This window comes from Mesotoga sp. Brook.08.YT.4.2.5.2. (assembly GCF_003351125.1).
In the GTDB taxonomy this organism is placed as follows: Bacteria; Thermotogota; Thermotogae; order Petrotogales; family Kosmotogaceae; genus Mesotoga.
On sequence record NZ_JPGZ01000030.1, the window covers coordinates 1 to 26,097 of the forward strand.

Sequence of the window (26,097 nt, forward strand, 5' to 3'; positions counted from 1 at the left end):
GGAGTCTTTCCTACGGATACTTCTCTCTTAAAGATGGCTTATCTAGCAATAATAAATATAACAAAGAAATGGACAGTAAGAACCCTTGAATGGTCAAAGATCCTAACTCAACTTGTGATAAAGTATGAAAGATTAGCTAAGTACATAAGCTGATTCTTAAACCCATTACAAAAAAGGGGTTTACACAAAAAAAGAGACAGAACCGATCTTGATCTTCTTACCTCTAGCCTCATTCCCCTTACCTCTGATCCGCCTCGTCGTCGTCGATTGCCCAAGAACGAAGATCAGGTACTCGCTCCGGAACGAAGAACCGATTATCCTCGGAGAGCGGAGAACCGTTCAACGGTCAACCAGGTTCTCTTGCTCTTTCCTACCACGAACCCGCAACCGCCAACCCCGGCTTTTGCTTTTTCTTACAACTTGCACCTTGGAACTTGCAACTGATGCTTTTCTCGGCAAACGGTGAACCGTTCAACGGTCAACCAGGTTCTCTCGTTCTTTCCTACCACGAACCCGCTACCCCCAACCCCGTTCTTATGCTTTTTCTTACAACTTGCATCTTGGAACTTGCAACTGAGCGGCTCTTCCAGCGTTCAGCGGGTCCTCGTTCTTAAGCGTACAGCGGCTCTTAACCGACAGGCTTGCTATGTTACAATTTAAATTATGATAAAATAGTTTGTATAGTATGGAGTACACGATAGTTTAGAAGGAGGCGTGCAAATGAGCAATTATCACGAACCGTTTGAAAAGCTTAGCGAAAAGGCAAAAGACATTTCCAGAGCTCTCAACAGCCTCAAGGAAGAGATCGAGGCAGTTGACTGGTACAACCAGAGAGTCGATGTTTCGGATGACCCTGAACTCAAGGCAGTCATGGCTCACAACAGAGATGAAGAGATAGAACATGCGTGTATGACTCTTGAATGGCTCAGAAGAAATATGGACGGATGGGATGAGGAATTAAAGACATATCTGTTCACGAATGCCCCGATAACCGAAGTTGAAGAAGCCGGTGAAGGTTCTTCCGGAAATGGCGGTCTCAACATCGGAAAGATGAAATAGGAGGGATTGCGATGGACCTTTTCAAGAGACAATTGGCCCCGTTATCAAGCGAGGCATGGGAAGAGATAAACGAGAGAGCAAAGCAAGTACTCAAGAGCTACCTATCGGCAAGAAAGATCGTCAACGTTGTTGGACCTAAGGGCTGGGAATACTCTTTCCTGCCCGAAGGAAGAGTGATGCTCCTGGATAGAGAAGGTGAAATCGGGGTGGGTTTGAGAAAGGCAAAACCTCTAATAGAGGCTAGAATCCCGTTCAAGCTGGTTCGGTGGCAGATGGATGATATAGAAAGAGGCGCAAAGGATTCAGATCTTGCACCTCTTGAAGATGCGGTTAAGCAAATCGCGCTCTTTGAAGAGAGAGTCATCTATAACGGCTACGAAAAGGCTTCAGTCGAGGGAATCGTTGAAGCTATCGAAAACGACCCCATTCCTCTCGGATCGAAGCCAAATGAAATCATTGAGTCTTTGTCTAGAGCAGTCCAGGTTCTGAAAGACAACTTCACTGACGGACCGTTTGTCCTTGTGGTCAATCCAGATACTATGTCTATGCTGAACTCACATGTTTCCGGTTATCCTCTGGTGAAGAGAATCGAGTCCTTCCTGGGAAGTGAGATTGTGGTCAGCAGAGTGTTGAAAGATGCGCTTCTTCTGCCGAAGGATCACGAAGATCTTGAGATGGTAATCGGCGGAGATTTCGAAATCGGTTATCAAAGCAGCACAGACGATGAGGTAGAGCTCTTCATAACGGAATCATTTACTTTCAGAGTTCTTGATCCGGCGATCATAGTAAAGCTCACTGTCTGATTTACATTCCAATAAGAGACCGGGAGCATGAAGCTCCCGGTTTTTTTCATATGTCTAGACTCTCTCTACCTTGATTCTGGTGTTGTAACCATTTAGGTTCCATTCGGTCCCGGTATCGAGTCCCTCCTGGAAATTGACGCTGTTTGAAAGCGTCTCTTCTTTTATGTAATCACTGAATGTCTCTATTGCTTCTACAAGAGCATCGGGCCCGAAGTAAGCTACAGTGATTCTATCTGTAATCTCAAAGTCGGCTTCTTTTCTCATTGTCTGTATCTTCGAAACCATTTCTCTTGCAAGCCCTTCCTGCAGAAGATCGGGAGTGAGTTCGGTATCGAGAATGACAAAGTTGTCGTTGCTCATCTCGAAAGTAAAGCCTTCCAGTTCCTGTATTCTTATGTCCAGATCCTCTTCCGTCAGATCGAAGAGCCTTCCGTTAGCTTCAACGGAGATCTTACCGTCGTGTTTGACTCTTGCGACAACCTCAGAAGGTTTCATTAACCTTAGGGCATTGCCGATCGACTTGAGATCTTTGCCGAACTTAGGACCCATAACTCTGAAATTCGGCTTGACTTCATAGTTCACATAGTCTCCCAGCTCTTCAATGTATTCTATGTTCTTGACGTTGATCTCTTCGAGGATCAGCTCGCGCATTGACTCGACGATCTTTCTTATATTCCCGTCCACTAGAATCTTCGGCAGAGGTTGCCTGACCTTTATCTGGACCTTGTTTCTACATGCTCTACCCAGTGTCACAATGTCCATGACTGTGGCCATTCTCTTTTCGAGTTCAGGCTCGATCAAGCTCTCGTCGGCAACCGGATACAGTTCCAGATGCACAGACTCCTTTTCCTTGTGGGTAAGGTTTCTGAAAATCTCTTCGGCCGTGAAAGGTGCAATTGGCGCCATGAGTTTTGCGATGGTCAGCAGTACTTCATAAAGCGTGAGATAGGCTGCCTTCTTGCTGTTGTCGAGTTCGCTGGTCCAGTATCTGTCTCGTGTCCTTCTCACATACCAGTTAGAGACTTCCTCGACGACAAAGTCCTGAATCGCTCTCACTGATTTCGTAAGATCATAATTGTTCAGAAGCTCTGTCACTTCCTTTACCAGAGTGTTCAGTCTGGACATTATCCATCTGTCAACCTCTTCCCTTTCAGGAACAGGCAAGTCGAAATTCGCAGGGTCAACGTCGTCAACATTTGCGTACATTGTGAAGAATGAGAATACACTATGCAGGGTTCCAAAGAACTTGCTGTAAGTGTCCTTCACTCCGTCCTCATCGAACTTTGTGGGAACCCATGGTGGCGAGACGGCCAGCAGATACCATCTGAGTGTATCTGCACCGTACTTCTCGATTATCTCCGACGGATCAACAGTATTTCCCTTTGACTTCGACATCTTCTGACCGGTCCTGTCTAGAACCAGATTGTTAACCAGAACGTTCTTGTAAGGAGACTGGCCAAAGAGGAATGCAGAAATCGACATAAGGGAGTAGAACCAGCCTCTAGTCTGATCTATACCTTCGCAGATGAAATCTGCTGGAAATAGCTCTCCCATGAAATTGTCTTTGTTCTCGAATGGATAGTGATGCTGGGCCACTGGCATTGCCCCTGAATCAAACCAGCAGTCAATGACCTCAGGGGTCCTAGTCATCTGTCCACCACATTCGCATCTTAAATGAACGTCATCTACATATGGGCGGTGAAGCTCGATATCTTCTGATATGTTCTCGACTGCTCTCTCTGCCAGTTCCTTTCGTGATCCAACCGAAGTCAACTTGCCACATTCATCGCACTTCCAGATGTTTAAAGGAGTTCCCCAGTATCTATCTCTCGAAAGGGCCCAATCTACCATGTTTTCGAGCCAGTTACCGAAGCGGCCCTCCCCAACAAACTTTGGGTACCAGTTCACGGAGTTGTTCACTTCGATCATTTTATCTCTATACTCTGTAGTCTTTATGTACCACGACTTTCTTGCGTAGTAGAGAAGCGGCGTATCGCATCTCCAGCAGAACGGGTAGGAGTGGGTCAAACGCTCCTTTTTGAATAACAGATTCCTCTCCTTCAGATAGCGAACAATGAGTGGATCGGCATCCCTTACAAACATCCCTGCCCACGGTGTCACTTCTTCTGTTATCTTACCTTCCTTGTCGACAAGCTGGAGAAGCGGGAGATTGAATTTCCTTCCGAGTATGTTGTCATCTTCTCCAAAGGCAGGAGCCATATGCACTATACCCGAGCCGTCTTCAAGAGAGACAAAGTCCCCGTAGACAACAAAGAATGCCTTCTTGTCTACGCTGGCAAAGGGGATCAGCTGTTCATACTCGAGATTGACAAGATCTTTGCCTTTGAGTTCTTCAATAACCTTGTAATTGCCTTCTTCACCGAACAAAGCACTGAGGCGCTCCTTGACCAGGTAGTAATATTCGACTTCGCCGGTATCCAGCATCGCTTCAACCTTTACGTAGTTGAATCTGGGATTCACTGCTAGAGCAACGTTAGAAGGAAGCGTCCATGGAGTCGTCGTCCATACTATGAAGTACTCGTTTTCCTTTCCTTTCAGTCGGAACTTCGCGTATATAGAGTCAATAGTCTCATCTCTATAGCCCTGAGCAACCTCGTGAGAAGCGAGGGGAGTACCGCATCGCGGACAATATGGCATTATTTTGTGGCCCTCATATATGTAGTCTTTGTCAAAGTACTGCTTAAGGATCCACCAGACAGATTCTATATAGTCGTTGTCCATCGTTATATACGGGTGCTCCATATCTATCCAGTAACCGATTCTCTCTGTCATTTTCTTCCACTGACTTTCGTACTTCCAGACGGATTCTTTGCACTTGTGATTGAACTTCTCTATGCCAAAGTCCTCAATCTCCTGCTTCGAAGAGAAGCCCAGCTGCTTTTCAACTTCGATCTCCACAGGAAGACCATGCGTGTCCCAGCCGGCCTTTCGCTTCACCTTGTATCCTTGCATCGTTTTGAAGCGACAGACTGCATCCTTCAACGTTCTCGAAATTACATGATGAATTCCGGGCATACCGTTGGCAGTAGGCGGACCCTCGAAAAAAACAAACTCGGGACTCCCCTCCCTAACAGTGACACTTCTGTTCGCTAGATCATCTTGCCTCCAATAGGAGAGTACTTCTTCTTCTCTATCAGCTGCAGGGCGTCTAAGGTCTACTTCTTCAAACCTTGGCATACTTCGTCTCCTCCTGTCTTGAAGTATTCGTCGAATAATGTAGTTCAATTATGAGGGTATCTGTCAATTTTTGCTTTAAGAATAGAAAAACTTGAAGAGTGCCTGTGAAGAGACTGGGCAGGCAATCTGTCCTAGAAAAGCGTCTTACTCTGTAATCCCCGGCTCTGAAGTTGTACCAGGCATAGATTTCTTCTCCTTCTCAACGGTTATAGCCGCTTATAGATAATATAATACAATACATTTCAAACTTGTCAAGCAAAATCGACAACCAGAAATCTAAACGAAGCATCCGCGCAGGGCGGATGCTTCAATGAATTGGAGATTGTTTCGATCTCTTACAAAATACGCTCTTATTTCACCATTCCTTCTTTGCTCGCTCATAAGCCAGATCAAGAGCATAAGGCCATTCCCAGAAATCAGTCTCACCTTTATCTTTAGCTTTCAAAGCCTTGTAAACTCTTTCTCTGCTGAGCGGGTAACTGTGAATTCTCATACCAGTCGCCCTGAACAATGCGTTGTTTGTTGCCGGTGCAGGGGCTATCATCGAGTGTTCACCGACTCCGCGGTTTCCGTAAGGTGAAATCTCTTCTGGTGTCTCTTCCCAGAAAGCGTCGATCTCACCTGGAATATCCTTTATCGTGGCAATCTTGTAATCCGTGAAGTCTGGAGTGAGTAATCTTCCATATTCATCGTAGATCATAGCTTCCATTAGACAGGCAGAAAGACCCTGAACTGTTCCTCCTTCAATCTGACCTTTGATGTTTATTGGAGTGATAGCTTTGCCGACATCGTAACCCGCACAAACTTTGTTTATAATGATTCTCCCAGTCGCAGGGTCTACTTCCAAATCTATTCCCACTGCGCCAAGAGTGAAGTGAACGACACTCTTGGGAGACTGCCCGGTGTCTGGATCGGGATAGATCAAGTCAGGCGGTGTAAATGAGCCGCTTCCGATTATTGGGCCGCCCTTCAGAATTCCGTCTGGCATTTTGAAACCGTTCTGAACTCTTTCGTCAATCCTTTCGCTCTTGCCAAGTTTGTGACACTTAACGACTCCATGCTCTATGCTTATCGTCTCGACAGGCGTCTGCCAGTATTCGGAGAAAAGAGCGAGGAGCTTCTCTCTTAGCTCGCTTGCAGCTAGCTTTACCGCCATGCCCATCGACCAGCAGGATCTGCTTGCTACAGTTTGCCAGTCGTAAGGATGGCTCTGTGTATCTGGATAGTAGACCTTTATCCAATCATAAGGAATCCCGAGTTCTTCGGAGACTATCTGAGCATAAGCGCTATACGTTCCCTGACCCATATCCATTGTGGCGGCAAGAACTTCAACCGTTCCGTCTCCGTTGAGTTTGACAATGGCTGATGAAGAAGCGTCGGCGGGAATTGCAGGCGCCTTTATTGCCAGCGCGATTCCCTTCCCTCTCTTCCAGCCCTTTCTTATTGGAGGCTCTTCTTTGAGGACATCTATGCTCTTTGCAACCTTGTCGATTATTTTGTCGAGAGCATGGTCATGCATTGGCATTCCGGTACAGGTAGTCTGCCCCTTCTTCAAAAGGTTCTTCTTTCTGAACTCAACTGGATCTATGTTCAGTTTGTGAGCGACTATATCAACCACGACTTCAAGTGCGCTCATTAGCTCCGGCAAACCGAACCCTCTGTAAGCACCTCCAAATGGCTTGTTTGTGTAAACTGCATAGCAGTCCGACCAGACGTTCGGAATATTGTAAGCTCCCATTGATGTGTAACCGGCGCTTCTAACCGGGTTTGCTCCATATTCGGCAGAGATTCCCGTGTCAAACCAGAATGTGTGGCGTATACCCTGCATCAGGCCGTCTTCACTGACTGCAAGCTCGATTCTAGCCACAAATCCCTGGCGGACCCACGAGGTCAAGAGGACTTCTTCTCTTGGTATGAAAAGCTTTACAGGCCTTCCTTTCAGATCCTCATCCATAGCTGCTGCAAGGCAGAGAGCCTCGATAGTCATCCCTGCCTTCCCTCCGAAGCCGCCGCCTATCGGAGGCGCGATCACCCGAATCTTGTTCAGTGGATACTTTATCCCCTTGGCGATTATGTCTCTTACTGTGAAGGCGGACTGCGCCGAGGTCCAGATCATTATCTCTCCAGATGCGGGATCTTGCTTGCAAATTGAGCACAGCGTTTCAATATAACCATGAGCAATCTGAGGACACGTAATCGTCTCTTCAAAGACGTGAGCCGCATTCTTGAAGGCCGCTTCGGTATCTCCTTTTCTTATCCTGAACCAGTTGGCAATATTGGTATTTGGCTGAGGAGTAATGAAGTCTACGTGCTCGTATTTGTGGAGGTCGGGATGAACAAGCACTGAATTTGTGGTAGCTGCCTTAACCGGATCGAAGATAGCTTCGAGCTCTTTGTATGTTACTTTAACCTTCTTGACCCCTTCTCTCGCGGCCTGCTCGGTTTCGGCAACAACTAGCGCAACGGGCTCTCCAACATATCTTGCTCTCCCAATTGCCATGGGCGTTCTATCCTTTAGATATAGACCGAAGTGATGTGGAAAGTCTTCTCCAATCAGGACTTTAAGTACACCGGGAATCTCCAGCGCCTCTGAATAATCGATTTTCAGAATCTCTCCGTGTGCTACAGAAGAGCGTACGACCGCTGCGTGAAGCAGTTCGGGACCGAACCTGAGGTCATCGGTAAATTGAAGTGTGCCCTCCGCCTTCTCGAGATCATACTTTCTTGGCAACCACTTCCCAATTCCGGTCTTTGTCTTAATCGTCTTCACGCAACTCACCTCCTTTAACCTTTCCGGAAAGAATGGCGGCACTTTTCTTGACCGCCCGGATAATCGAGAGATAACCCGTGCATCTGCAGATATTTCCCGAGAGAGCTTCTTTTATCTCTTCCTCAGAAGGAGACGGATTCTTCTTGAGCAATGCATAGGTTGTCATGACCATCCCCGGAGTACAGTAACCGCACTGTATTGCGCCTTCATCTACGAAGGCCTGCTGAATCGGATGAAGCCTGCCTTTTTTGACAAGCCCTTCTACTGTTAGCACTTCCGCACCCTCGGCTTCTCGCGCAAGGACAAGACAAGACTTTTGAGGAAGTCCATTTATGATAACCGTGCATGCTCCGCACTCTCCCTCTTCGCAGCCTCGCTTCAGGCTTGTAACACCGTATTCTCTCAAAGCATTGAGAAGGGTCGTTCTGTCCTCGACTATCAAGGTGGCTTTTCGGCCGTTGAGTGTCAGAGTTACATGCTTGTCTTTCATCTGCGAACACCTTCTTCCACGGGACCTTCCAGACAACAAGAAATCGCCCTGCTCGTCAGTTCGGCAATCATGTCGATCCTGTATTCTCTGGATGCTCTCACGTCCGTAATGGGATCAACAGCTCCAGCTGCAAGCTCTGCGGCTCGTTTGATAACCCCGTCATCTATATTACCGGAAGAATTGAGGAGTTTTTCCGCCTCCGTCGCTCTCAGCGGTCTGGGAGATACGGCACAGAAGGCAATCCTGAACTCCCTGTTATCCCCCTTGAAGAGCGTACAACAGACGGCTGCCTGAGCTATATCCAGAGCCTCTCTTCTGATTGCTTTGAGATAGCAACCACTTGTTTCAACTACGGGTATGGCGATTCTTATTCCTGTCACAACCTCGTCGACTGCCAGGGAGGTCTTCTTGGGTCCGATTATGAATTCGGATACCGGGACGTTTCGGGTGCCGTTTGATCCTGTGATTTCAACTTTGGCGTCATAGCATACTAGAGGAGCTATCATATCTCCGGAAGGAACCGCAGCACAGACGTTGCCTATAACGGTTGCACGATTCCTTATCAGTGGATCCGAGTGCGCCCTGCAAGCCTGCACCAGCGCAGGGAAGTAACGTTTCATTGAGCTGTCTTCTATAATCTCACTAAGAGTCACGAGCGCCCTGATTTCCACATTGTCCTCGTTTATCGTTATTCCTTTTAGCTGCTCGATTCCCGTTAGGTCGATTATATAGTCCGGCTCCTTTATGGATTTATGTAGCCAGACAATAACGTCAGTACCGCCGCTCTTGATTATGGCATTCTTTCCATGACGTCCAAGTGCATCCAGGACCTCGGAAAGTGAGCGCGGCCTTTCCAGAACGAAGTCACGCATCCATATCGCCACTCTTTCGTTTGGATTTATTCCTCTTCGTCGAACGCAACTATTCTACTTATACAAGACTCTCCGCCGACAAATCTCCACGGGAAGCACCCGATAACCATTCTCTTGTTCAATATTTTGTCTATCTCTCCACCAACGTTCTCGGCGTGAATAATGTCGTATGGGAAGAGAAGCACATGCATAAGCTGGTAGTCCTCGTCGGGGAAGATCTCTTGAAGGGACTTACCATACTTCTTCTGCATATAGCGGTCACACTCTTTCGCCTGAACAGGCATCCAGTCACGGATCTTTGTATTCATTGGATGGTCGGCAGAACCGCAGTCAACTCCTATCCACTTTATCTTCTTCTTTTTGCACCACTCGGCAAACTCTCTTGTCGGCCCAGGGTGTTTGATCATGTATCTTACTTCGTCTGCCTCCGGCTGGTCGTAAGCGTACTTGTGATACCCTGTGTTGATGATAAGGATGTCGCCTTCTCTTACTTCCACTCTTTCTTCTATGTCCTTTGATGTGTAGATCCCGTAATCCTCTGCAATGTCCGAGAGATCAACGATAACTCCTGGCGCAACGAGTTCGTCCAGAGGTATGCTTGCGATGTCTCTACCATGAGTGCAAAAGTGCAGCGAACCATCCAGATGGGTCCCGACATGGTTAGAGTGAGTAAGAAGTTGACCGTTCGCACCGTTTGGAGCCAACCTCTTGAAGAATTTGATCTGAAGCGGCTCATAAGTTGGCCATGGTGGTGTCAGATGACTGATCGGTTGAGATAACTCGTAAATCTTGATCTTGTCCCAGTTTTTCGGTATCATACTCTTCCTCCTTTATTTGGAATATTTCTCGACGAACGCTTCCGCTGCCTTTACAAAAGCTTCAGAAGGCATCCTAACAATTCCGGCACCCACCTGCCCTTTACCGGCCTCTCTGTGAGCTGCGCCTGTATCCAGGATAGGAGTGATGCCTGTCTCCACAACTCTGATTAGATCAATTCCTGTGGGAGTTCCACGGAAGTTCAGTGCGGGAATTGTGAAGTGCTTGTTTTCTCCTATACAGATTTCATACATCTCCTTTGTGTAGTTCACCGCATCTTGAGGCGTACCTCCAACAAACTGGACGATCGCAGGGGCCGCAGCCAGGGCAAAACCACCTAAGCCGTAAGTCTCCATAATCGCACTGTCTCCTATGTCTCGATTGACATCCTCCCTTGTGAAACCAGGGAAGAGCAAGACATCCGGCAAGGCCGCCTGGCAGGTGAACCATTTGTTCTTCATTCCGGCGACCTGGATCCCGAAGTCTGTACCGTTGCGAGCCATTATGGTGAGCATACTCGATCCTTCGACGTAACCAACACTGTCGAGCGAGACCTTTGCCGCCGCCATACCGGGATTAAGAAAGAAATGATCATTTCCCGCCACAAATTTAACAACTCTGGAGAGATCAGGGTTGCTCCCCTCCGCATCAATCATAGAAGGTACGAGGGTACGAATGAGAAGTGAAGTAGCTGCCCTGTTTCGGTTATGAAGCTCATCCCCCATGTGTAGAGACTGAGATATAAGACTCTTAAGGTTAAGACCCCCGTTATCGCTCACGAATTTCCGGACCCCGCTTCTCAAGACAGGATACAGAACTTCTCGCATCCAGTTCAGTCTCTCAATAACCTCTTCACTGAACGCTCCCATTCGCAAGACCTTACCGAGTCCCTCGTTCAGCGTTGCATAGCTCCTCTTTCCAGAATTCTTTTCCTCAATGATCCAAACCGGCAGGTTAGGGGATATTATCCCTGCCATTGGGCCGACAGCGTTATGATGATGGCAAGGTTCAAATGAGATATTTCCTTTCGAAGCAAACTCCCTTGCTTTCTCCGGAGTTTCGGCCCAGCCTTCATAAAGGATCGCGCCGGTCACGGCACCTATCATAGGTCCCGACATTCTGTCCCAGGTTATTGGCGGTCCTGCATGAAGTATCATCTTCTCTTTGAAGTCCGGAATAACATCTTTTGCCATGCCGAGATCTACAATATGGGGCTCGGCTTTCAGAAGCCTTTCAAATGCGATGGAGTTTGCCGTTTCAATACTATTCAACTTCCTCACCTCTTAACTTTCTCAATTTATCCATCAGTGAGCTCTTCGCAAGAGGAGGTCTCCAGTTGACCTTCACTGCAGGTACCTCCTGATCCTGAAGATCGAGATAGAATCTTTCCATTCCAAGATTAACTACTTTCGGACCATAATCGAGTAGATCTTTGAAGGACATAGTCAACGCTCCTTTCTCGAAACTAAACTGGCAGCCAGAAGAGCTGCTCTTGCATTGCTCTCGCAGACTATAACACCTGCTTCCTCCAACAGAGTCCTCTGCCTGCCAAGATCTTGAGGATCCCCGTCGGTCCCGCAGACATAAGCTATATATATCGGTTTCGTTTCTCTATTTACAGACTTGATTGCCTCAACAACATCGAACGAAGGATTATCAGCACTTCCATACCCGAGGACAACATCGAAAAGGATGACAGCTACCGAACGGTCTTCAGATTGCTGTTTCACCTGTTCGGCCCTGAAGGATGGGTCTATCATGGGGTGTAATCTCCCTTGAGTGAACTCGTCTTCGCCGTAGTCGATGAATGAGTGTCCGACAGGTTTCAAGCTGTTCTCCAGTTTGAGATCTTCCCTCAACGGAGCATTTCCGTAGATTGGATTTATGTGTGCCTGAGCTATATACTGCGCTTCGTAACAGAGAGTGCCGCCAGTGAAAAGCCCTCTTACATATTTTCCATGAACCGCGCTTACGGATCTCTTTTCGGCCAACTTCACGTACTCTGCCTTCAACTTATCTCGAGCCATAGAAACGTCTCTGCCTTTTATAAGGGCCTCGGCCACAACTGCGCACTCTTCAAGTTCCGTAGTGTAGAAGAGTTTGTCTTCATCTTTTCTAGGATCATCTCCCATAAAGCAAATCACGCTCTTCTTTTGTGTTTCTTTGAGGCAAGCCAGAATCTTCTCTCTTACTTCCGGCGCAGGAGGCTTCCCTATGGCTACAATCAGCGAAATGTCGGGATCTTTTGCCAGTTCTCGTATGCCTCTCAGGAATGATATTCCTCCAACTGACTTCTTCACATCTCTGCCTCCGGTTCCAATTCCATGCTTGACGCCAACATCCCGGCGGCAGAGCTGCACCATGACTTCTTGAAGACCGGTGCCTGATGCCGCCACAATTCCAACCGAACCTGTGGGGCACACGTTAGAAAAGGCAAGTCCTTTCCCATTGATAACAGCTGTACCACAATCCGGGCCCATTACGATTAGATCGTTGTTCTCCGCGAAACGTTTAAGTTCAATCTCATCTTCAACTGTGACGTTGTCGGAGTAAAGCATTACGTTCAAACCGTTCTTGAGGGCCTTCATAGCCTCTGCTGCTGCATATCTACCGGGCAGAGAAATGAGAGCAAGATTGCTTTCGGGAAGTACAGAGAGAGCTCCCTGAAGAGTTGCCGGTGAATACTCGGTGTCCTTCTCTTCCTTCTTCCAGGGAGGCGAGGCAAGATAGGAACGGGCCCTTTCGAAGATGTCCTCTATCCCTTCTCTTTCGTAGTCGATTCCGATCAGCAGATCGTCGGGTGAAAGCAAACCCGTGTCTACTTCGAACCCGGCCGCTCTCATGATGGTTATGTTTGCCTCTGTTGCCATATTCAGCGAAGCATCTGTGACTCCCTCAATCTTCTTAAGCTCCTTAGCCACAAGCATCAGAGTGACGCTATCGTAGTATTCGCCTTTCACGACCTCGATTCTCTTCATTTGAACCTCCACAAGCAACAAAGGTAATACAAGAAAATCCCCGTTGCTCCGACTTGATTCCGAAACCTATCGATACCGATAGAACGATTTATCTTAGTCTTTCCCATTAAGCCTAACAATATCTCTAATACGGTCATTCACCAAGTTCAAGTCCATAGGCAAGGCCGGCAAGCCATGCCTTTCCCGACAGATGACCCCATTTTGTGATACTGTCTGTCTTTTCAAGTACCCGGGTTGCATCACCGTCTGCAATAGCTGAAACCATTTCGATTCCTCTCTTCCAGAATCTACCCTCAAGAGCATCCTTTATCATTTCTGAAGAGAACCAGCTCGTTTTTCGATCAAGCATCTCTCCTTCGATTGTCAACAAGCTCTTCTTTCTACCCGTGAAACGGAGAGCCATTATCCAGCCAACCAAAAAGTCATCACCTGCCGGTGTATACCCCGGTCCAAGTCCTATCAATCTCTCCGGTTCATCAATAGCTTCATGAAGGTAGCTAAGCTCCTCTGCATCCATGAACTCCAACCATTCAAGCCAAAGGCCTCTCAGCTTCTTATCCCGTAAACCGTCGATTTGAGATGGATCAAAGCCCACAGAGGCACCGTCAATACCGACCCTAATCTCTTGACCTACCTCAAGGGGAGGAAATGCCTCAATTAATGACGATCTTGGAAGATAGTGCTCAGGGTCGAGCAAGACAGAGTATCTTCTCCCGCAATGATCCATCAGGTTCAAGGCCGTTCTATAAGCACTTCTTACAGTAAGCTTTTCGACTTTGTTTCCCCAATCTGCGCTTCTCTGAAAAGGATAAAGAAGAATCATATTACCCCTTTTTCATGCAATTCTTCAATCTCCTCTAGACTTATTCCCAGCATTCCCGAATAGATCTCTTCGTTATGCTCACCGAGTAATGGCGCAGGTCCGGAAATTGACGCCGGTGTTTCAGAGAACTTTATTGGCACACCAGGCATTTTCACAGTTCCATTCCTGTGAGTTACCTCGACAATCATCTCTCTTGCTTTGATCTGCTCGTCTTCAAAAAGATCGGCGACGTTGTTTATCTTGCCCGAGGGGATGTCCAGTGCCTCAAAGGTGCCGAGCCATTCCTTGGATGTTTTCTTCTTAAGCTGAACTCCTATAATCTCCATCAACTGATCGATATTCTTCACCCTTGACGGGTTATTCGCAAACCTCGGATCTTCGCAGATGTCTGCTCTTTCGATAGCTTTGCAGAATTTCTTCCAGATGCCATCGTTTCCCACAGCTATGTTTATCATTCCATCCAGAGTCTCAAAGGAAGAAAATGGCGCAATTGATGGATGCCTGTTTCCAATTGGAGTCGGAATCTCTCCGGTTGCCGCATATCTTGCTATTGCGTTCTCCAAGACAGCGACCATACTGTCTAGCATAGCAACATCCACTTTTTGTCCAGACCCCGTGCTGTTTCGACTCTGAAGTGCCGCAAGTATTCCTATACACGCAAATGTTCCACAAAATATGTCTGCAATGGAGCTTCCTACCTTCGTTGGATACTGTTCATCGGGACCGGTTATACTCATGATTCCACTCAATCCCTGTATGATCAAATCATAGGCTGTTCTCTGGCTCATGGGACCGGAGTGCCCGAAGCCCGAAGAACAAGTATATATGAGCCTCGGATTCATCTCTTTCAGCCTTTCGGCGGAGAAGCCCAGCCTTTCGAAAACGCCCGGTCTGAAATTCTCGACCAGAACATCGGATCTCTCGATCAGCCTTTCGAGAAGCTTCTTTCCCTCCTCGGTCTTCAAATTGAGAGTAATGCTCTTCTTTCCTCTGTTTATACTCATGAAATAAGCGCTTTCTTCACCAACAAAGGGGCTGAATGATCTCGAATCGTCGCCCCCATCGGGTCGTTCAACTTTGACAACAGCTGCGCCCATGTCGCAGAGCAGCATCGTACAAAACGGTCCCGCTAGAACACGGGTAAGATCTAATACGAAAAGCCCTTCAAGGGGTTTACCCAAAATTATCTCCTCCTGTACGGAATTCGTTTTGAAGGTTCAAACACGCTTTTTCCTTCAGCAAGAATATCCCTGTACGAATCTAGGTTTCTGTCTTCTATGTGGTCGAAGATCTGGTCTCTAGACGTCCCAGGAACTATCTTCTTAATCGGATCCTCATCGAGTTCGGCAGAAACGAATTCTTCACACCCTGAAGCCTGAACTAGCTTTGCTCCAGAAGGGTGGACTATCATTGACGAGCCGAAGAAATTCGCTCCGCTTGCGTCCTTGCCAACGAGATTCGAAGCAACCCAGTAAACATGATTGTCATACGCCCTCGCCCTGTTCGTGAGCTCCCATTGATCAAAGGATCTCATAAATGCCGAGGGCCTGCAGATTACTTCCGCCCCCTTAAGAGCCGTAACTCTTGCCAACTCGGGAAAGTCCCCATCATAGCAGATCACCACACCGATGTTGCCAATGGGTGTCGAAACAACTAACGGATCGACTCCAGGAGTTGTCCAACCTCCCGCCGACAGTCTCTCCGTGGGGAAAGGATGTGTCTTCCTGTATACTCCTAGAATTCCCTCGGGGCCGAGAATAGCAGCGCTGTTGTATATAACCCCTCGCTCTCTTCCGCGTTCATAGGTGGGGAAACACAAATATATCCCAAATTCACGAGCCCACTTCACTCCCTCATGTGTAAGACGGCCGGGAATTGGTTCCACGGTATCCCAAAGCGAATTTGCGTTTCCGAGCGGGGTGAAACCCGTAGTAAAGCTTTCAGGCAGAACTATCAGCGAGGCTCCCGTTTCTTGTTTGCACCTGGTTATCCAGCGATATGCAGCTTCCAGATTCCTTGCCACCCTCATTGGTTCTGCTTCAAATTGAATAGCTGCGGCCACAAACTTCTTCATAGTCAGCAATCCTTTCATTTAACATAAAAAGTACCTATATTTCACAATCTAGCACATCAAAGGCGGAATTGAGAAATGGTATTTGCAGACTTTACAACTGATCATCCTTGAACAACCACTCCTTTCAGGCTGTCTCGCGCTTTTCTTTAGAAAGAACCATTCCAGACTCAAAGGTTACGAATTGTTGGTTCTCCTTTATTCGACGAGAGCAGAGGTCTTTGGTGACCCCCAGGGGAGTAAGACAAGTAAGTGAGGAATAGTAGACAAACAAGGGATGAATATGGTTGTGACCGAAGATGAAAGCTATTTTTCATTCCGTTTATTTCATAATGCTACTGTACCATGATGGCGATCAGCACGGTTTGTCTGGAAGAAGGATACCCCTGAACCTCAAAGAGTTGAAATATCTCTCGCTTTCGATCATTTGCCTTTACTTTGTCTTCCTCATGGCCGGCCGGGTAGGGGTTGCCGGTGTTGTCCCATCAGCCTACGATTTGAGGAACGTCGATGGCAGATGCTATATGACTCCGGTAAAGTCACAATACGTGCCCGGTCAATGGTGGAATTCGGTCGGCCTACGTAATGCATCATAATTAAATCTACTCAAGAGACCTCTGCTTGACTTGTAACATACCGAAGTAGTATATTTGGTTAAGCTAATTCAGCGAGGGATTATTATGGTTGTCAATCAATTTCTAAATAAACTGAATATGTTCTGGTGGTGGAGCTGCCCCTTCGGTGGGGGTTAGCCTTTCGCTACTAGGGTAAACCCATATTGAAGGGGCTCTCATAGTTGAGAGCCCCTTTACTTTTGAGGAGGTATATTGGCATGAAGAAAAGAATTATTGTGAATTTGAAGTCGGAGGAGCTTCCACGAAGCTGGTATAACATAAAGGCTGACTTACCATTCAAGATGGATCCGCCTTTGAATCCGGCAACCAATGAGGTGATCGATCCTGCAGATATGATGGCGATCTTCCCGAAGTCGATTGTTGAGCAGGAAATGAGTGAAGAAAGGTTCGTCCCTATTCCTGAGCCCGTTCTGGATGAGTATGTGGTATTCCGCCCCAGTCCACTTATAAGGGCGACCTTTCTCGAAGAGTATCTCAACACTCCAGCGAGGATATACTACAAGTATGAAGGCAACTCCCCGACCGGAAGTCACAAAACGAATACGGCAATAGCGCAGGCTTATTACAACAAGGCCGATGGAATAACCGAGCTAACTACGGAAACGGGGGCTGGACAGTGGGGTAGCGCCCTCTCGTATGCGGGCAGGAAATTCGGTTTGACGGTAAGAGTCTTCATGGTGAGAAACAGTTTCCAGTCGAAGCCAATGAGACAGCACATGATGAGAATGTTTAATGGAGAGGTTGAGCCGAGCCCTGGTGAACACACCGAAAGCGGAAGGAAGTTCCTCAAAGACAGGAAGAATTTCTCAGGTTCCTTGGGAATGGCAATTAGCGAGGCTATCGAAATCGTTCTGAATTCTAAGACGAAAAAGTACTCTCTCGGAAGTGTTCTCGATCATGTTCTTCTTCATCAGACAGTGATTGGTCTGGAAATTGAAAAGCAGCTGGAGATCCTCGGCGAAAAGCCTTCATCGATTCTTGGCTGTCACGGTGGCGGGTCAAACTTCGGCGGATCAATCTTGCCGTTTGTGAAGAGGGTATTCGAAGGAGAGAAAATTGAGTTCGTTGCCTGCGAGCCAGAATCATGTCCTACGCTTTCTAAAGGCGAGTATCGGTACGACAGCGGAGACACTGCTGGATTCACGCCGCTGCTGAAGATGTATACGCTTGGGAGAGAGTTTGTTCCACCCGCAATTCATGCCGGTGGTCTCAGATATCACGGTGCGGCTCCTCTCGTGTCGCGATTAGTGAAAGAAGGCATTGTCACTCCGGAAGCTTTCCCTCAAGAAGAGACTTTCAAAGCAGGTCTTCTCTTCGCTACAACGGAGGGTATTGTTCCCGCACCGGAGTCAACCCATGCAATTGCAGGTGCTGTTCGAAGAGCAATTGAGGCAAGGAAAAACAGAGAAGAGAAGGTTATTGTGTTCACTCTGAGCGGGAATGGCGTTCTAGACCTCTCTTCTTACACTAGCACAATCGAGGCGCATAAGGACGTGCTCAACTTCGACAACCTGCGCCCATAAGGCATTGTAGAGCATTGACTTGTTGAAATCCTTTTCGTCAAACGGTTTCAGATGATTCTATGTTGCAGAAGTCAATTAGAAAATGTTAGAATTTGGTTGTGATCTGAATTCTAGCTAGGGGGTGTACCTGTGAATAAGAAAGAACTTATCGCTGTTCTTGCACAAAGAACTGGAGCAACCAAGAAACTTGTCGGAGACGTAGTTGATAGTTTTATCGGCGTGGTAGGGGAAGAACTCTCAAAGAACCAGGAAGTTAAGCTAATAGGTTTCGGAACGTTTGAAGTTACCATGCGAAAGCCCAGGATGGGTGTCAACCCGAGAACGAAGGAAGCTATCGAGATTCCTGGCGGGAAGGTTCCGAAATTCAGACCTGGCAAAGAGCTAAAAGAGAAAGTTCAGTAATAATTGTCCTGCCGATAAGAGATGAAAGTGGAGCTTAGTCTCCACTTTTTTCACTAGCCCATCTCGTTACGGCTTCAACCGCCTTACTGTTTTTCAAGACAGAGCGGAGGTCATCTTCAGAGGCCTTTGAGATTCCTTTGATGCTTCCAAAGGCCTTCAAGAGTGCCTTCTTTCTTTTGGGTCCTATTCCTGGAATATCATCTATCTTCGAAGTTAGAAATCTCCTCTCCCTCAGAACTCTGTGATAGTTAACTGCGAATCGATGCGCCTCATTATCTATAGAGATGATCATTCTCAACACCGGATGTTCTTCTTTGAGTCTTACTCTGTCGCGATTATCAAGAAACACAAGCTCGTTGAACTCCTTTGCGAGTCCAACTATCTCGTATTCTTCGATCCCTATCTCTGCAAATGCCTTCTCAACTGCTCTCAACTGAGGTTCTCCTCCGTCTATAAGCAGAAGATCGGGGAGAGGGTACTTTGTGTATCGCCGTTTGACTACGGTTGCCATTGCTTCGAAATCATTTGGTTCTTCAAGCTCGCTTATTCTGTACCTTCTGTACTCCGACTTGTTCGGCTTACCGTTATCGAAAACTACTACTGAAGCGACTGTGTAGAGACCTTGTGTATGAGAGATATCGATTCCCTCGATTCTCGAGGGAAATCTCTTCAGTCCAAGTATCTGCTGAGCCTGTCGCAGCGAATGAGCCGCATTCAGTCTTATCTTCAGCTCTTCGTCGATATTCTTGAAGGCGATACTCAGAAGTCTCTCTTCCTGCTCATCACGGGGATCTCCAATGTAATCAAAATCTCTTCTGAATTGCCTCACATCTTTTTTCTTCAGACCGGTTACGATTAAAGACTTTGGAATTCTGTTCTTCTTGGCGTAGTAAAACTGGGTAATGAAATCCATAGGAGTACCATCCGGGAAGTCGAAAACCAGCTTTCCCAAGAGCATTCCTCCCCTTACCTGCAGCAGGGCAGCGAGCCCGGCCGAAACGGCCAATATGTCTGCCTTCAAATCTAGCGGGGCTTCAACCCCCTGAAAGGCGTAAAGGTCATCCATCGACGACAGAATGTCCCTTATTTCTGCCGCCCTTTCGAACTGAAGAGCCTCCGACAATACAGTCATCCTCTTGAGGAGAGCTTCTCTAACTTTTATCGTGTCCCCTTCAAGGAATTCGGTTAGCGCAGAAAGCTGCTCTTGATACTCTTCAGGAGAGACCTTTTCAACGCAAGGTGCCGAACACATTTTCAGATGATATAGAAAGCAGGGTCTCTTTATCCTGCCGAGATCATATGTGCATGTGCGAATCTTGAAGACTTTCTGTAGGAATTCGAGTAGCTTTCTGACAAGTCCGGCGCTCGTGTATGGACCAAAATAAGTGCCTTCGAGCTCCTTTGTTCGCGTGATCGCAATATAAGGATACTCCTCAGCGGAGATGTATATGTATGGATAAGTACGCGAATCCTTCAGAAATACATTGTACTTCGGCTTTTTACTGAAGATTAAGTTGGCCTCGAGAAGCAGAGCCTCTCTTTCGGATGTGACCATTATGAAGTCCAGATCCTCCGACTCTTCGGCGATGAGTCTGGCCTTTTCGTTCTGAGACCACGTCGACTCTCTGAAGTATGAGAGGACTCTCCTCTTCAGCTTCTTTGCCTTTCCTACGTAGATTATTGCATTCTTTTCGTCCTTGAAGATATAAACTCCGGGTTCTTCCGGAAGCTGTGAAGCCTTGTTCAGTATTTGTTCATTCATTTCGGTTCAACAACTCTCTGCAAATGACTCTCTCAGATGAACAACGGGTTCTTTCTAAGAGACTCCATACTTCTCGTCCAATGGGGTTGTTCACACCTCCAAGAAAGTTAGCCAACTGCAGGTGAAGACACTTAACCATTTTCAGATTTCTTATCCCTCCAATACCTCTACCAAGCAGCAGCAACTTCTGCGATTCAGATAGAGTGCACCGACCGAGGATTCTCTTTTTGATCAACGTGGTTTCTTCATGGGCTTTGAGATACTCGTCTGCAAAAACGCCGTCACGTTCGATTCTCTTCTCGAATTCAGTTATCATTCCCCCGCTCTCAAGACGGGAGACTTTCTCCTTCAAAAAGGGGCAGCTCAACCAGAAAAGTGTCGGGAAGGGCTTTCCATAAGAAATGAGGGAGGACTCAATAACTTGCGGAAATCCCCATTCGCAGACTCTGGCTACTCTGAAGTCGTTCTTCAGTTCTCTTCCTAGTTGAAGAGAGACTATTTTCTTCTCAATTTTATCGCTTTCCAATCTCCGTCTTCCCTGCTGCTCTCTATAAGAAAGGTTCCTTCAATAAGGTTTCCAATCTCACTGAACTTGTCTTTGTAAATTCCCGAGAGGATTACGGTGCCGTGTTCATCTAGAAATCTCTCTAGGTCAAGAACAAATTCTCTCAAGAGCTCTACAATCATATTCGAGACAATTATGTCAAAACGCTCTTCGGGTTTTACAGAGGAGAGAAATTCCGATTGTCTTGCATCTATATACACATCATTTATCCTTGCTGTCTCATTGGTCTTCTCTACCGAGTGCTCGTCTATGTCGAGCGCCACGACCTGTGATGCGCCCTTCTTCGCAGCAATTGCCGAGAGGATACCTGTGCCGCAACCCACGTCAAGAACTCTAGAGCCTCTGACAACGGCTTCAACAAGAAGAGAGGCAGCCAGCTTTGTTGACTCATGAAGGCCAGTGCCAAACGCCATTCCCGGTATAATTCCGATCTTATTCGGATCGACCACTTTTTCCTCTTCCTCAAGAGGAAGGACTTCAACGCTTTTGCAGAGCTCGAACGGTACCAGAGTCTCTTTCCATTTCTCGAACCAATCCTTTTGTTCGGTGAACCCTAGATCGGAGAACTCCATCTTACTTAGGAAGTAAGGTAGTTCCTCCCCTTCTTCAAGAAGTACATGCAGAGCAATTCCAGAGTCGACGGTCTTCTCGAAGAAGAGATTAGAGAATCCTTCATTCCAGCTGATTCCCTCAATCAAGTCGCTTTCTTCTTCTGAAACAAAAGAGACTAAATGTCTGTACTTCACTTCTCAGCACCTGCCTTATCGAGCCCTTTACGAAGAGCTTCAAGAGCGTGCTTCGCGGCAAGCTGTTCTGCCGCTTTCTTCGTCCTACCCTCTCCTTCACCGACAATCTTTCCATCCAAGAAAACACCGACTTTGAACCACTTGTCCTGAGGTGGTCCTTCGTCCAAAATCGTTTCATATGATGGTCTAGAACTGAAACGAGCTTGGGTTAACTCCTGAAGTGAGGTCTTGTAATCAAGAATCAACTCGCCGTTGACCGCCTGATCAATATAGTCGCAAAGCTTTGACTGAACAAAACTGACCGAGGCTTCAAATCCACTTGTCAAGAAGACTGCAGCAAGAACGGCCTCAAACGTATCTGCGAGAATAGAATCTCGATCAGACCCACCCATTTGCCTCTCTCCTTTTCCCAGAAAGACGAAGTCTCCTATCCTCATGAATCTTGCGACATCGGAAAGTACTTTTTCGCTTCCAACCATCGCCCTGATTTTCGACATGTCGCCTTCAGACAATGAGTATTCATCAAACAGCGTTTTCGCAAGTGACAGTTCAAGAACCGCATCTCCGAGAAACTCCATCCTTTCGTTTGACTCCAGAATCCTCTCTCCGTTCTGCGCGAGCTCGTTGGTGAACGAGGAATGGCAGAGAGCCCTGAAAGCGAGCTCTCTGTTTGCTTCAATTCCGTTTATTCTGCAAAACTCATTTACTTGCTTTTCTTCCTCGACGCTTAGCATTACCGGGCAATTCTCCTGATCTTCTCAACCATTTTGCCGCTCGAAAGACCGCAGAGATCGAATAGCAGCTCATTATCACCGGAGAACATATATCTCTCTACACCAAGCTTCTCAAATCTCTCAGGCATTATCTTCGAGTCGATCAAATAGTCCGATAGAATCGTGCCTAATCCACTCTCCACATTGTGATCTTCTGCGGTTATAACGACTTTGGACAAGTGTTCTTTGACGCTATCGAAATCCGCTTCTAGAGGGCAGCTGACGTTAAGAACCGTGACTTCTATTCCCTCTGACCTGAGCTTATCTGCAGCCTCAACGGCCTTATGGGTTACCTGACCGGTCGTAACTATGGTTACACCCTTTCCTTTCCTGACAACATCGACCTTGCCATATTCAAACTTGTATCCATCGCCGAAGAAAGCTCTTCCATTCTCATCGGAAATTGGATTCATAGTAGATCTTCCCATTGCGATGACGAAGTTTCCTTCAGTCGCGCTCACATACCTTACAGCTTTGTCCGTCTGATTTGGATCTGCCGGTACGATCAGCTTGAAGCCAAATAGATTCCTCAAGGCCCCAATGTAATCAATACAGTGGTGAGTCTTTCCATCTTCTCCCACGTCTATTCCTACATGGGTCACCCCAACTTTGACGTTTGCTTTGTTTATGTCGTTCAGCCGTTGCTGATTGTAGGTTTCATCGATTCCAAAGACTCCAAAGTCTGCAAAGAAAGTAAGCACACCACATACGGACGCAGCACCGGCAAGCGTTGCCGCATTATGTTCCTGAACTCCAATCTGAACGAAGTTCTCCGGCCAGACCTTCTCAAACTCGTTTACCTTCGTTGAGGGTTTCAAATCACAATCAACAACCATCATCGGAACTTTTCCCTTGTTCAGCTTTCCAATATCTGCGAGAGCCCTTCCAAAGGCCGATCTGTTGTCGGTCTTCTTGTCAACAGGATAAACTATCGAATCTCCCGTGACCGGTCTTACCACTTCGTCTATGGGGCGCACATGTTCATGATAAGAAGGAAGCTCCTTCCTCATTTCGACATATCTTTCGATATCACTTTCAAGGCCAAGCTCGGCAAGCGCAGAGGCGGCCTTCTCCATATCCAGCGGTTTGCCGTGATACGAAACATCACCCTCCATGAAGGAAACACCTTTTCCCATAACTGTTCTGCCAATTATGACTGCGGGGATTTTTGAATCGAACGCTTCCACGAGAGCTTCATTGAGCTCGGCATAGTCGTGGCCGTCGACCTCTATAACCTTCCATCCATCAGCGAGATAGTTTGCCTTAATGTCCACGTACATTATGTCGCTCGCTTTTCCGGAGATCTGAGCATCATTGTAGTCGACAACAACAACAAGGTTATTGAGCTCGTATTTCTTGGCCGTTCTTCTTGCCTCCGCCACCTGACCTTTTGCCTGTTCGGCATCACTCATGGCTACTATCACCCTGTTGTTTTTCCCTCTGATTTTCGAAGCAAGGGCCATGCCAACACCTACGGACAACCCCTGTCCAAGATTTCCTGTAGTCCATTCTACGCCAGGAATCCCTCTTGTGATGTGACCCTCGAATATCGATCCGGGATGCCTGAATCCGGCAATTGCCTCGTCAATGTCTATAAAACCCAATCTCCCAAGTGTCGCATATACCCCGGGAGATGTATGACCGTGGCTTACAACAACCCTATCGCGTTCGGGATCGTAGGGGTTCTTCGGATCTTTCTCTGCAAAATCATAAACGGATAGGAATATGTCTATCGATGACATTGAACCGCCCGGATGACCGGAATTCGCAACTGTGGTCATCTTTATGATGTCTCCCCTGCACACTCTTCCAAGGTTTTCTAGTCTCTTAATCTCATCTTTCGTCAGCAAACGCGCCATATCCAACCTCCATTCACACTTCAACCGTCAATCGAAATATCCTCGTCTCTATTCTTTATTAGCTCATCGGGATTTGTGTCCTGAATAATAGATCTCTGGCTCATTCTAAAGTCATCAAACTGAACCTTGAGCATCTGGCCGTCATCTGCAACCAGGGTGATCACTTTCATGAAGATGTTCACCGTCAGAACCTTGCAAGTCTTTCCTTCATAGTCGACAAGAGACCCTTCATCAGGGATATCCAATAACTCATTTTCATAGAGCTCGTGTTCATAGGATAGACAGCAAAGCAGTCTTCCGCACCTACCGGATATCTTTGCAGGGTTTATCAACAATTGCTGCTTCTTCGCATGCTTGAGCGTTATACTCTCAAACTGTCTCAAGAAGCGGACGCAGCAAGCTGTCATGCCGCACAACCCGAGGCTGCCGGTCATTTTAACTTCATCTCTTATTCCAACTTGCCTGAGCTCTATCCTCGTTCTGAATGCCCTGGCAAGATCCTTCACCAACTCTCTGAAATCGACCCTGCTGTCGGCACCAAAATAGAAGACTATTCTTGAGCGATCAAACATATATCTCGCCTCGAGCAATCTCATAGGAAGCGAGTGCTTTTTTATCAGCTCCTGGCAGGTATTCATAGCAGCTTCGGCCTCTTCCTTGTTCTTTGCATGAGTCTCCCAGTCTTCATCAGTCATTACCCTAACGATCGGTTTCAGCTCTTCCTTTGAGTCATCTATACGAATCTCAACTGGTCCATACATGACCTTACCCACATCCAGTCCGAACTCACTCATTGCAAGCACACGATCTCCCTGCTTTAGGAGCTGTTCACTAGATGTGTACTGATAAAGCTTGCCAACAGAGTGAAACTCGACTCCATATACAGTTCCATATATTTCAGGCATCTTAATTACCTCCGTTTTCTCTTCTTACGAGGCTCCTCGAAACCGAGTACAGAGCTCTGAATGAAACGAGATTCGAGTTCTGAGATGAAGTCCTCTGTCTAAGGAACCTGTCACACCAAGCAAAATCTGCCAGGATCTCCTTTCCCGGCACGAAACTCACTAGCCATTGTATCAGATCGAGGTTTACAACAGGGTTACTGGAAGTATCTGCCGATAGAATTACTACATCTCTCAGTATGCTTCTGGCTACTTCAACGAGCTCACGCGATCTTTCAAATGAGCCCTGCCCAATGAATAGAGGCGAGATTTCTCTGAAGGTTGTGAAGAATTTGTCAGATTCTACGATGCTTCTGCAGAGAGCAGCAAATGCTCTTCTTCGTCTAACAATATCTATCGGCTCGTTAACTTCACTCTCAGACAGTACAGAAACCAGTCCGTTGAGGTCTGAAGGAACCTCCATCGAACCCCAGTCTATGGACTCGACTTCCTGATCAAGAAAGAACCGAAGAACAGAGAAGTTCTGTCGCGCACATGCGTAGATTCTCGATACGCTATTCCCATACTTATCTCTCAATTTACCTATCAGTTCTTCAGGAACATCAACAACGACAGAGACCGTTCTGCTCCTTACTGTGGGAAGAAGAGACTGCCATGAAGTAGTGGTCATTATCAGCGTTGCAAAACAGGGAGGCTCTTCGAGTATTTTTAGGAAGGCATTTGCACTCTCATCTGTCATCTTTTCACATTGATGGACCAATACATACTTTCTCTTGCCTCCCGAAGGCTTGTGGAGCATCATCTCTTCAATATCCCGCACTCTGTCAATTCCGATGTTCCCTTTCTCAGGCTCTATAAGAAGAAAATCTTCAATATATCTCTTTCTGTTCCATTTTGGATCGGACTCGACCAATGACAAAGCCGAAGTCTTCAAGTATTCGCTGTCTCTGCCTACCAAAGTCACGCTTATTCCCGAATTTCGAGCCAAGAATCGGGCAAGTCTGTCGCTAACTACTCCGTTGAACCACTCCATGTTTTAATTATAGCAAT

The 26,097-nt window shown here is 47.0% G+C and carries 23 protein-coding genes; 5 read left to right on the forward strand and 18 right to left on the reverse strand.

Annotated elements, in window-relative coordinates; genetic code table 11:
* Positions 1 to 720: 720 nt before the first annotated feature.
* Together Q502_RS06985 and Q502_RS06990 are read left to right on the forward strand one after the other, a co-directional pair.
* Positions 721 to 1,059, forward strand: a complete 339-nt coding sequence (locus tag Q502_RS06985; RefSeq protein WP_099829308.1) for an encapsulin-associated ferritin-like protein — start codon at positions 721 to 723, stop codon at positions 1,057 to 1,059.
* An 11-nt stretch (positions 1,060 to 1,070) separates the two neighbouring features.
* The gene (locus Q502_RS06990) at positions 1,071 to 1,862 is read left to right on the forward strand and encodes a family 1 encapsulin nanocompartment shell protein (protein WP_099829309.1); all 792 of its coding nucleotides are present in this window, start codon (positions 1,071 to 1,073) and stop codon (positions 1,860 to 1,862) included.
* A gap of 54 nt (positions 1,863 to 1,916) precedes the next feature.
* Here Q502_RS06990 and ileS read toward each other — a convergent pair whose 3' ends face one another.
* The 11 genes from ileS to Q502_RS07045 form a co-directional block, all read right to left on the reverse strand.
* Positions 1,917 to 5,060: an isoleucine--tRNA ligase gene (gene ileS, locus Q502_RS06995; RefSeq protein WP_099829310.1), complete on the reverse strand. Its 3,144-nt coding sequence runs from the start codon at positions 5,058 to 5,060 to the stop codon at positions 1,917 to 1,919.
* Between the two features lie 355 nt (positions 5,061 to 5,415).
* On the reverse strand, positions 5,416 to 7,830 hold the full coding sequence (locus tag Q502_RS07000) for a xanthine dehydrogenase family protein molybdopterin-binding subunit (protein ID WP_099829311.1): 2,415 nt from the start codon (positions 7,828 to 7,830) through the stop codon (positions 5,416 to 5,418).
* The gene (locus tag Q502_RS07005) at positions 7,817 to 8,320 is read right to left on the reverse strand and encodes a (2Fe-2S)-binding protein (protein ID WP_099829312.1); all 504 of its coding nucleotides are present in this window, start codon (positions 8,318 to 8,320) and stop codon (positions 7,817 to 7,819) included. The genes Q502_RS07000 and Q502_RS07005 overlap by 14 nt, the downstream gene beginning before the upstream one ends.
* On the reverse strand, positions 8,317 to 9,192 hold the full coding sequence (locus Q502_RS07010) for a xanthine dehydrogenase family protein subunit M (RefSeq protein ID WP_099829313.1): 876 nt from the start codon (positions 9,190 to 9,192) through the stop codon (positions 8,317 to 8,319). The genes Q502_RS07005 and Q502_RS07010 overlap by 4 nt, the downstream gene beginning before the upstream one ends.
* A gap of 26 nt (positions 9,193 to 9,218) precedes the next feature.
* Entirely contained in the window at positions 9,219 to 10,010 is a 792-nt protein-coding gene (locus Q502_RS07015; protein ID WP_099829314.1) for a cyclase family protein, read from the reverse strand.
* A gap of 12 nt (positions 10,011 to 10,022) precedes the next feature.
* Positions 10,023 to 11,288 carry a DUF1116 domain-containing protein gene (locus tag Q502_RS07020; RefSeq protein WP_099829315.1) on the reverse strand — a complete coding sequence of 422 codons (1,266 nt, stop codon included), beginning with the start codon at positions 11,286 to 11,288 and terminating at the stop codon, positions 10,023 to 10,025.
* Complete coding sequence (locus tag Q502_RS07025) at positions 11,272 to 11,451, reverse strand: hypothetical protein (protein ID WP_099829316.1); 180 nt, start codon at positions 11,449 to 11,451, stop codon at positions 11,272 to 11,274. The genes Q502_RS07020 and Q502_RS07025 overlap by 17 nt, the downstream gene beginning before the upstream one ends.
* Before the next feature lie 2 nt (positions 11,452 to 11,453).
* The gene (gene fdrA, locus Q502_RS07030; RefSeq protein ID WP_099829317.1) at positions 11,454 to 12,986 is read right to left on the reverse strand and encodes an acyl-CoA synthetase FdrA; all 1,533 of its coding nucleotides are present in this window, start codon (positions 12,984 to 12,986) and stop codon (positions 11,454 to 11,456) included.
* 133 nt (positions 12,987 to 13,119) lie between these two features.
* Positions 13,120 to 13,809: a DUF2877 domain-containing protein gene (locus tag Q502_RS07035; RefSeq protein ID WP_099829318.1), complete on the reverse strand. Its 690-nt coding sequence runs from the start codon at positions 13,807 to 13,809 to the stop codon at positions 13,120 to 13,122.
* The gene (locus tag Q502_RS07040; protein WP_099829319.1) at positions 13,806 to 14,990 is read right to left on the reverse strand and encodes a CaiB/BaiF CoA-transferase family protein; all 1,185 of its coding nucleotides are present in this window, start codon (positions 14,988 to 14,990) and stop codon (positions 13,806 to 13,808) included. The genes Q502_RS07035 and Q502_RS07040 overlap by 4 nt, the downstream gene beginning before the upstream one ends.
* Before the next feature lie 2 nt (positions 14,991 to 14,992).
* Entirely contained in the window at positions 14,993 to 15,883 is an 891-nt protein-coding gene (locus Q502_RS07045) for a carbon-nitrogen hydrolase family protein (RefSeq protein WP_099829320.1), read from the reverse strand.
* A 296-nt stretch (positions 15,884 to 16,179) separates the two neighbouring features.
* Here Q502_RS07045 and Q502_RS14220 point away from each other — a divergent pair, with 296 nt between their 5' ends.
* The 3 genes from Q502_RS14220 to Q502_RS07055 all read left to right on the forward strand — a co-directional run bounded on the left by Q502_RS14220 (position 16,180) and on the right by Q502_RS07055 (position 18,440).
* Positions 16,180 to 16,476: a hypothetical protein gene (locus tag Q502_RS14220; RefSeq protein WP_133117320.1), complete on the forward strand. Its 297-nt coding sequence runs from the start codon at positions 16,180 to 16,182 to the stop codon at positions 16,474 to 16,476.
* Between the two features lie 236 nt (positions 16,477 to 16,712).
* Positions 16,713 to 18,038: a TrpB-like pyridoxal phosphate-dependent enzyme gene (locus tag Q502_RS07050; RefSeq protein ID WP_099829321.1), complete on the forward strand. Its 1,326-nt coding sequence runs from the start codon at positions 16,713 to 16,715 to the stop codon at positions 18,036 to 18,038.
* A gap of 129 nt (positions 18,039 to 18,167) precedes the next feature.
* Complete coding sequence (locus tag Q502_RS07055; protein WP_099829322.1) at positions 18,168 to 18,440, forward strand: HU family DNA-binding protein; 273 nt, start codon at positions 18,168 to 18,170, stop codon at positions 18,438 to 18,440.
* 34 nt (positions 18,441 to 18,474) lie between these two features.
* Here Q502_RS07055 and uvrC read toward each other — a convergent pair whose 3' ends face one another.
* Genes uvrC through Q502_RS07090 form a run of 7 tightly spaced genes read right to left on the reverse strand, consistent with a single transcriptional unit; the run spans position 18,475 to position 26,080 of the window.
* Complete coding sequence (gene uvrC / locus Q502_RS07060) at positions 18,475 to 20,202, reverse strand: excinuclease ABC subunit UvrC (protein ID WP_112109496.1); 1,728 nt, start codon at positions 20,200 to 20,202, stop codon at positions 18,475 to 18,477.
* The gene (locus Q502_RS07065; protein ID WP_112109497.1) at positions 20,195 to 20,728 is read right to left on the reverse strand and encodes a DUF501 domain-containing protein; all 534 of its coding nucleotides are present in this window, start codon (positions 20,726 to 20,728) and stop codon (positions 20,195 to 20,197) included. Before Q502_RS07065 ends, uvrC begins: the two co-directional genes overlap by 8 nt.
* Positions 20,698 to 21,513 carry a 50S ribosomal protein L11 methyltransferase gene (locus Q502_RS07070; protein WP_102818951.1) on the reverse strand — a complete coding sequence of 272 codons (816 nt, stop codon included), beginning with the start codon at positions 21,511 to 21,513 and terminating at the stop codon, positions 20,698 to 20,700. Before Q502_RS07070 ends, Q502_RS07065 begins: the two co-directional genes overlap by 31 nt.
* Positions 21,510 to 22,247, reverse strand: a complete 738-nt coding sequence (rnc, locus tag Q502_RS07075; RefSeq protein ID WP_099829326.1) for a ribonuclease III — start codon at positions 22,245 to 22,247, stop codon at positions 21,510 to 21,512. The genes Q502_RS07070 and rnc overlap by 4 nt, the downstream gene beginning before the upstream one ends.
* Positions 22,247 to 24,145, reverse strand: a complete 1,899-nt coding sequence (locus Q502_RS07080) for a transketolase (RefSeq protein WP_102818950.1) — start codon at positions 24,143 to 24,145, stop codon at positions 22,247 to 22,249. The genes rnc and Q502_RS07080 overlap by 1 nt, the downstream gene beginning before the upstream one ends.
* 20 nt (positions 24,146 to 24,165) lie before the next feature.
* Positions 24,166 to 25,050 carry a regulatory iron-sulfur-containing complex subunit RicT gene (locus Q502_RS07085; RefSeq protein ID WP_102818949.1) on the reverse strand — a complete coding sequence of 295 codons (885 nt, stop codon included), beginning with the start codon at positions 25,048 to 25,050 and terminating at the stop codon, positions 24,166 to 24,168.
* A 1-nt stretch (position 25,051) separates the two neighbouring features.
* Entirely contained in the window at positions 25,052 to 26,080 is a 1,029-nt protein-coding gene (locus Q502_RS07090; RefSeq protein WP_102818948.1) for a hypothetical protein, read from the reverse strand.
* Between the last annotated feature and the right edge of the window lie 17 nt (positions 26,081 to 26,097).

Coding starts and splice junctions, on each gene's coding strand:
- Q502_RS06985 (WP_099829308.1), top strand. CDS start 721: ATGAGCAATTATCACGAACCGTTTGAAAAGCTTAGCGAAAAGGCAAAA.
- Q502_RS06990 (WP_099829309.1), top strand. CDS start 1,071: ATGGACCTTTTCAAGAGACAATTGGCCCCGTTATCAAGCGAGGCATGG.
- ileS (WP_099829310.1), bottom strand. CDS start 5,060: ATGCCAAGGTTTGAAGAAGTAGACCTTAGACGCCCTGCAGCTGATAGA.
- Q502_RS07005 (WP_099829312.1), bottom strand. CDS start 8,320: ATGAAAGACAAGCATGTAACTCTGACACTCAACGGCCGAAAAGCCACC.
- Q502_RS07010 (WP_099829313.1), bottom strand. CDS start 9,192: ATGCGTGACTTCGTTCTGGAAAGGCCGCGCTCACTTTCCGAGGTCCTG.
- Q502_RS07015 (WP_099829314.1), bottom strand. CDS start 10,010: ATGATACCGAAAAACTGGGACAAGATCAAGATTTACGAGTTATCTCAA.
- Q502_RS07025 (WP_099829316.1), bottom strand. CDS start 11,451: ATGTCCTTCAAAGATCTACTCGATTATGGTCCGAAAGTAGTTAATCTT.
- fdrA (WP_099829317.1), bottom strand. CDS start 12,986: ATGAAGAGAATCGAGGTCGTGAAAGGCGAATACTACGATAGCGTCACT.
- Q502_RS07035 (WP_099829318.1), bottom strand. CDS start 13,809: ATGATTCTTCTTTATCCTTTTCAGAGAAGCGCAGATTGGGGAAACAAA.
- Q502_RS07045 (WP_099829320.1), bottom strand. CDS start 15,883: ATGAAGAAGTTTGTGGCCGCAGCTATTCAATTTGAAGCAGAACCAATG.
- Q502_RS14220 (WP_133117320.1), top strand. CDS start 16,180: ATGAAAGCTATTTTTCATTCCGTTTATTTCATAATGCTACTGTACCAT.
- Q502_RS07050 (WP_099829321.1), top strand. CDS start 16,713: ATGAAGAAAAGAATTATTGTGAATTTGAAGTCGGAGGAGCTTCCACGA.
- uvrC (WP_112109496.1), bottom strand. CDS start 20,202: ATGAATGAACAAATACTGAACAAGGCTTCACAGCTTCCGGAAGAACCC.
- rnc (WP_099829326.1), bottom strand. CDS start 22,247: ATGCTAAGCGTCGAGGAAGAAAAGCAAGTAAATGAGTTTTGCAGAATA.
- Q502_RS07080 (WP_102818950.1), bottom strand. CDS start 24,145: ATGGCGCGTTTGCTGACGAAAGATGAGATTAAGAGACTAGAAAACCTT.
- Q502_RS07085 (WP_102818949.1), bottom strand. CDS start 25,050: ATGCCTGAAATATATGGAACTGTATATGGAGTCGAGTTTCACTCTGTT.
- Q502_RS07090 (WP_102818948.1), bottom strand. CDS start 26,080: ATGGAGTGGTTCAACGGAGTAGTTAGCGACAGACTTGCCCGATTCTTG.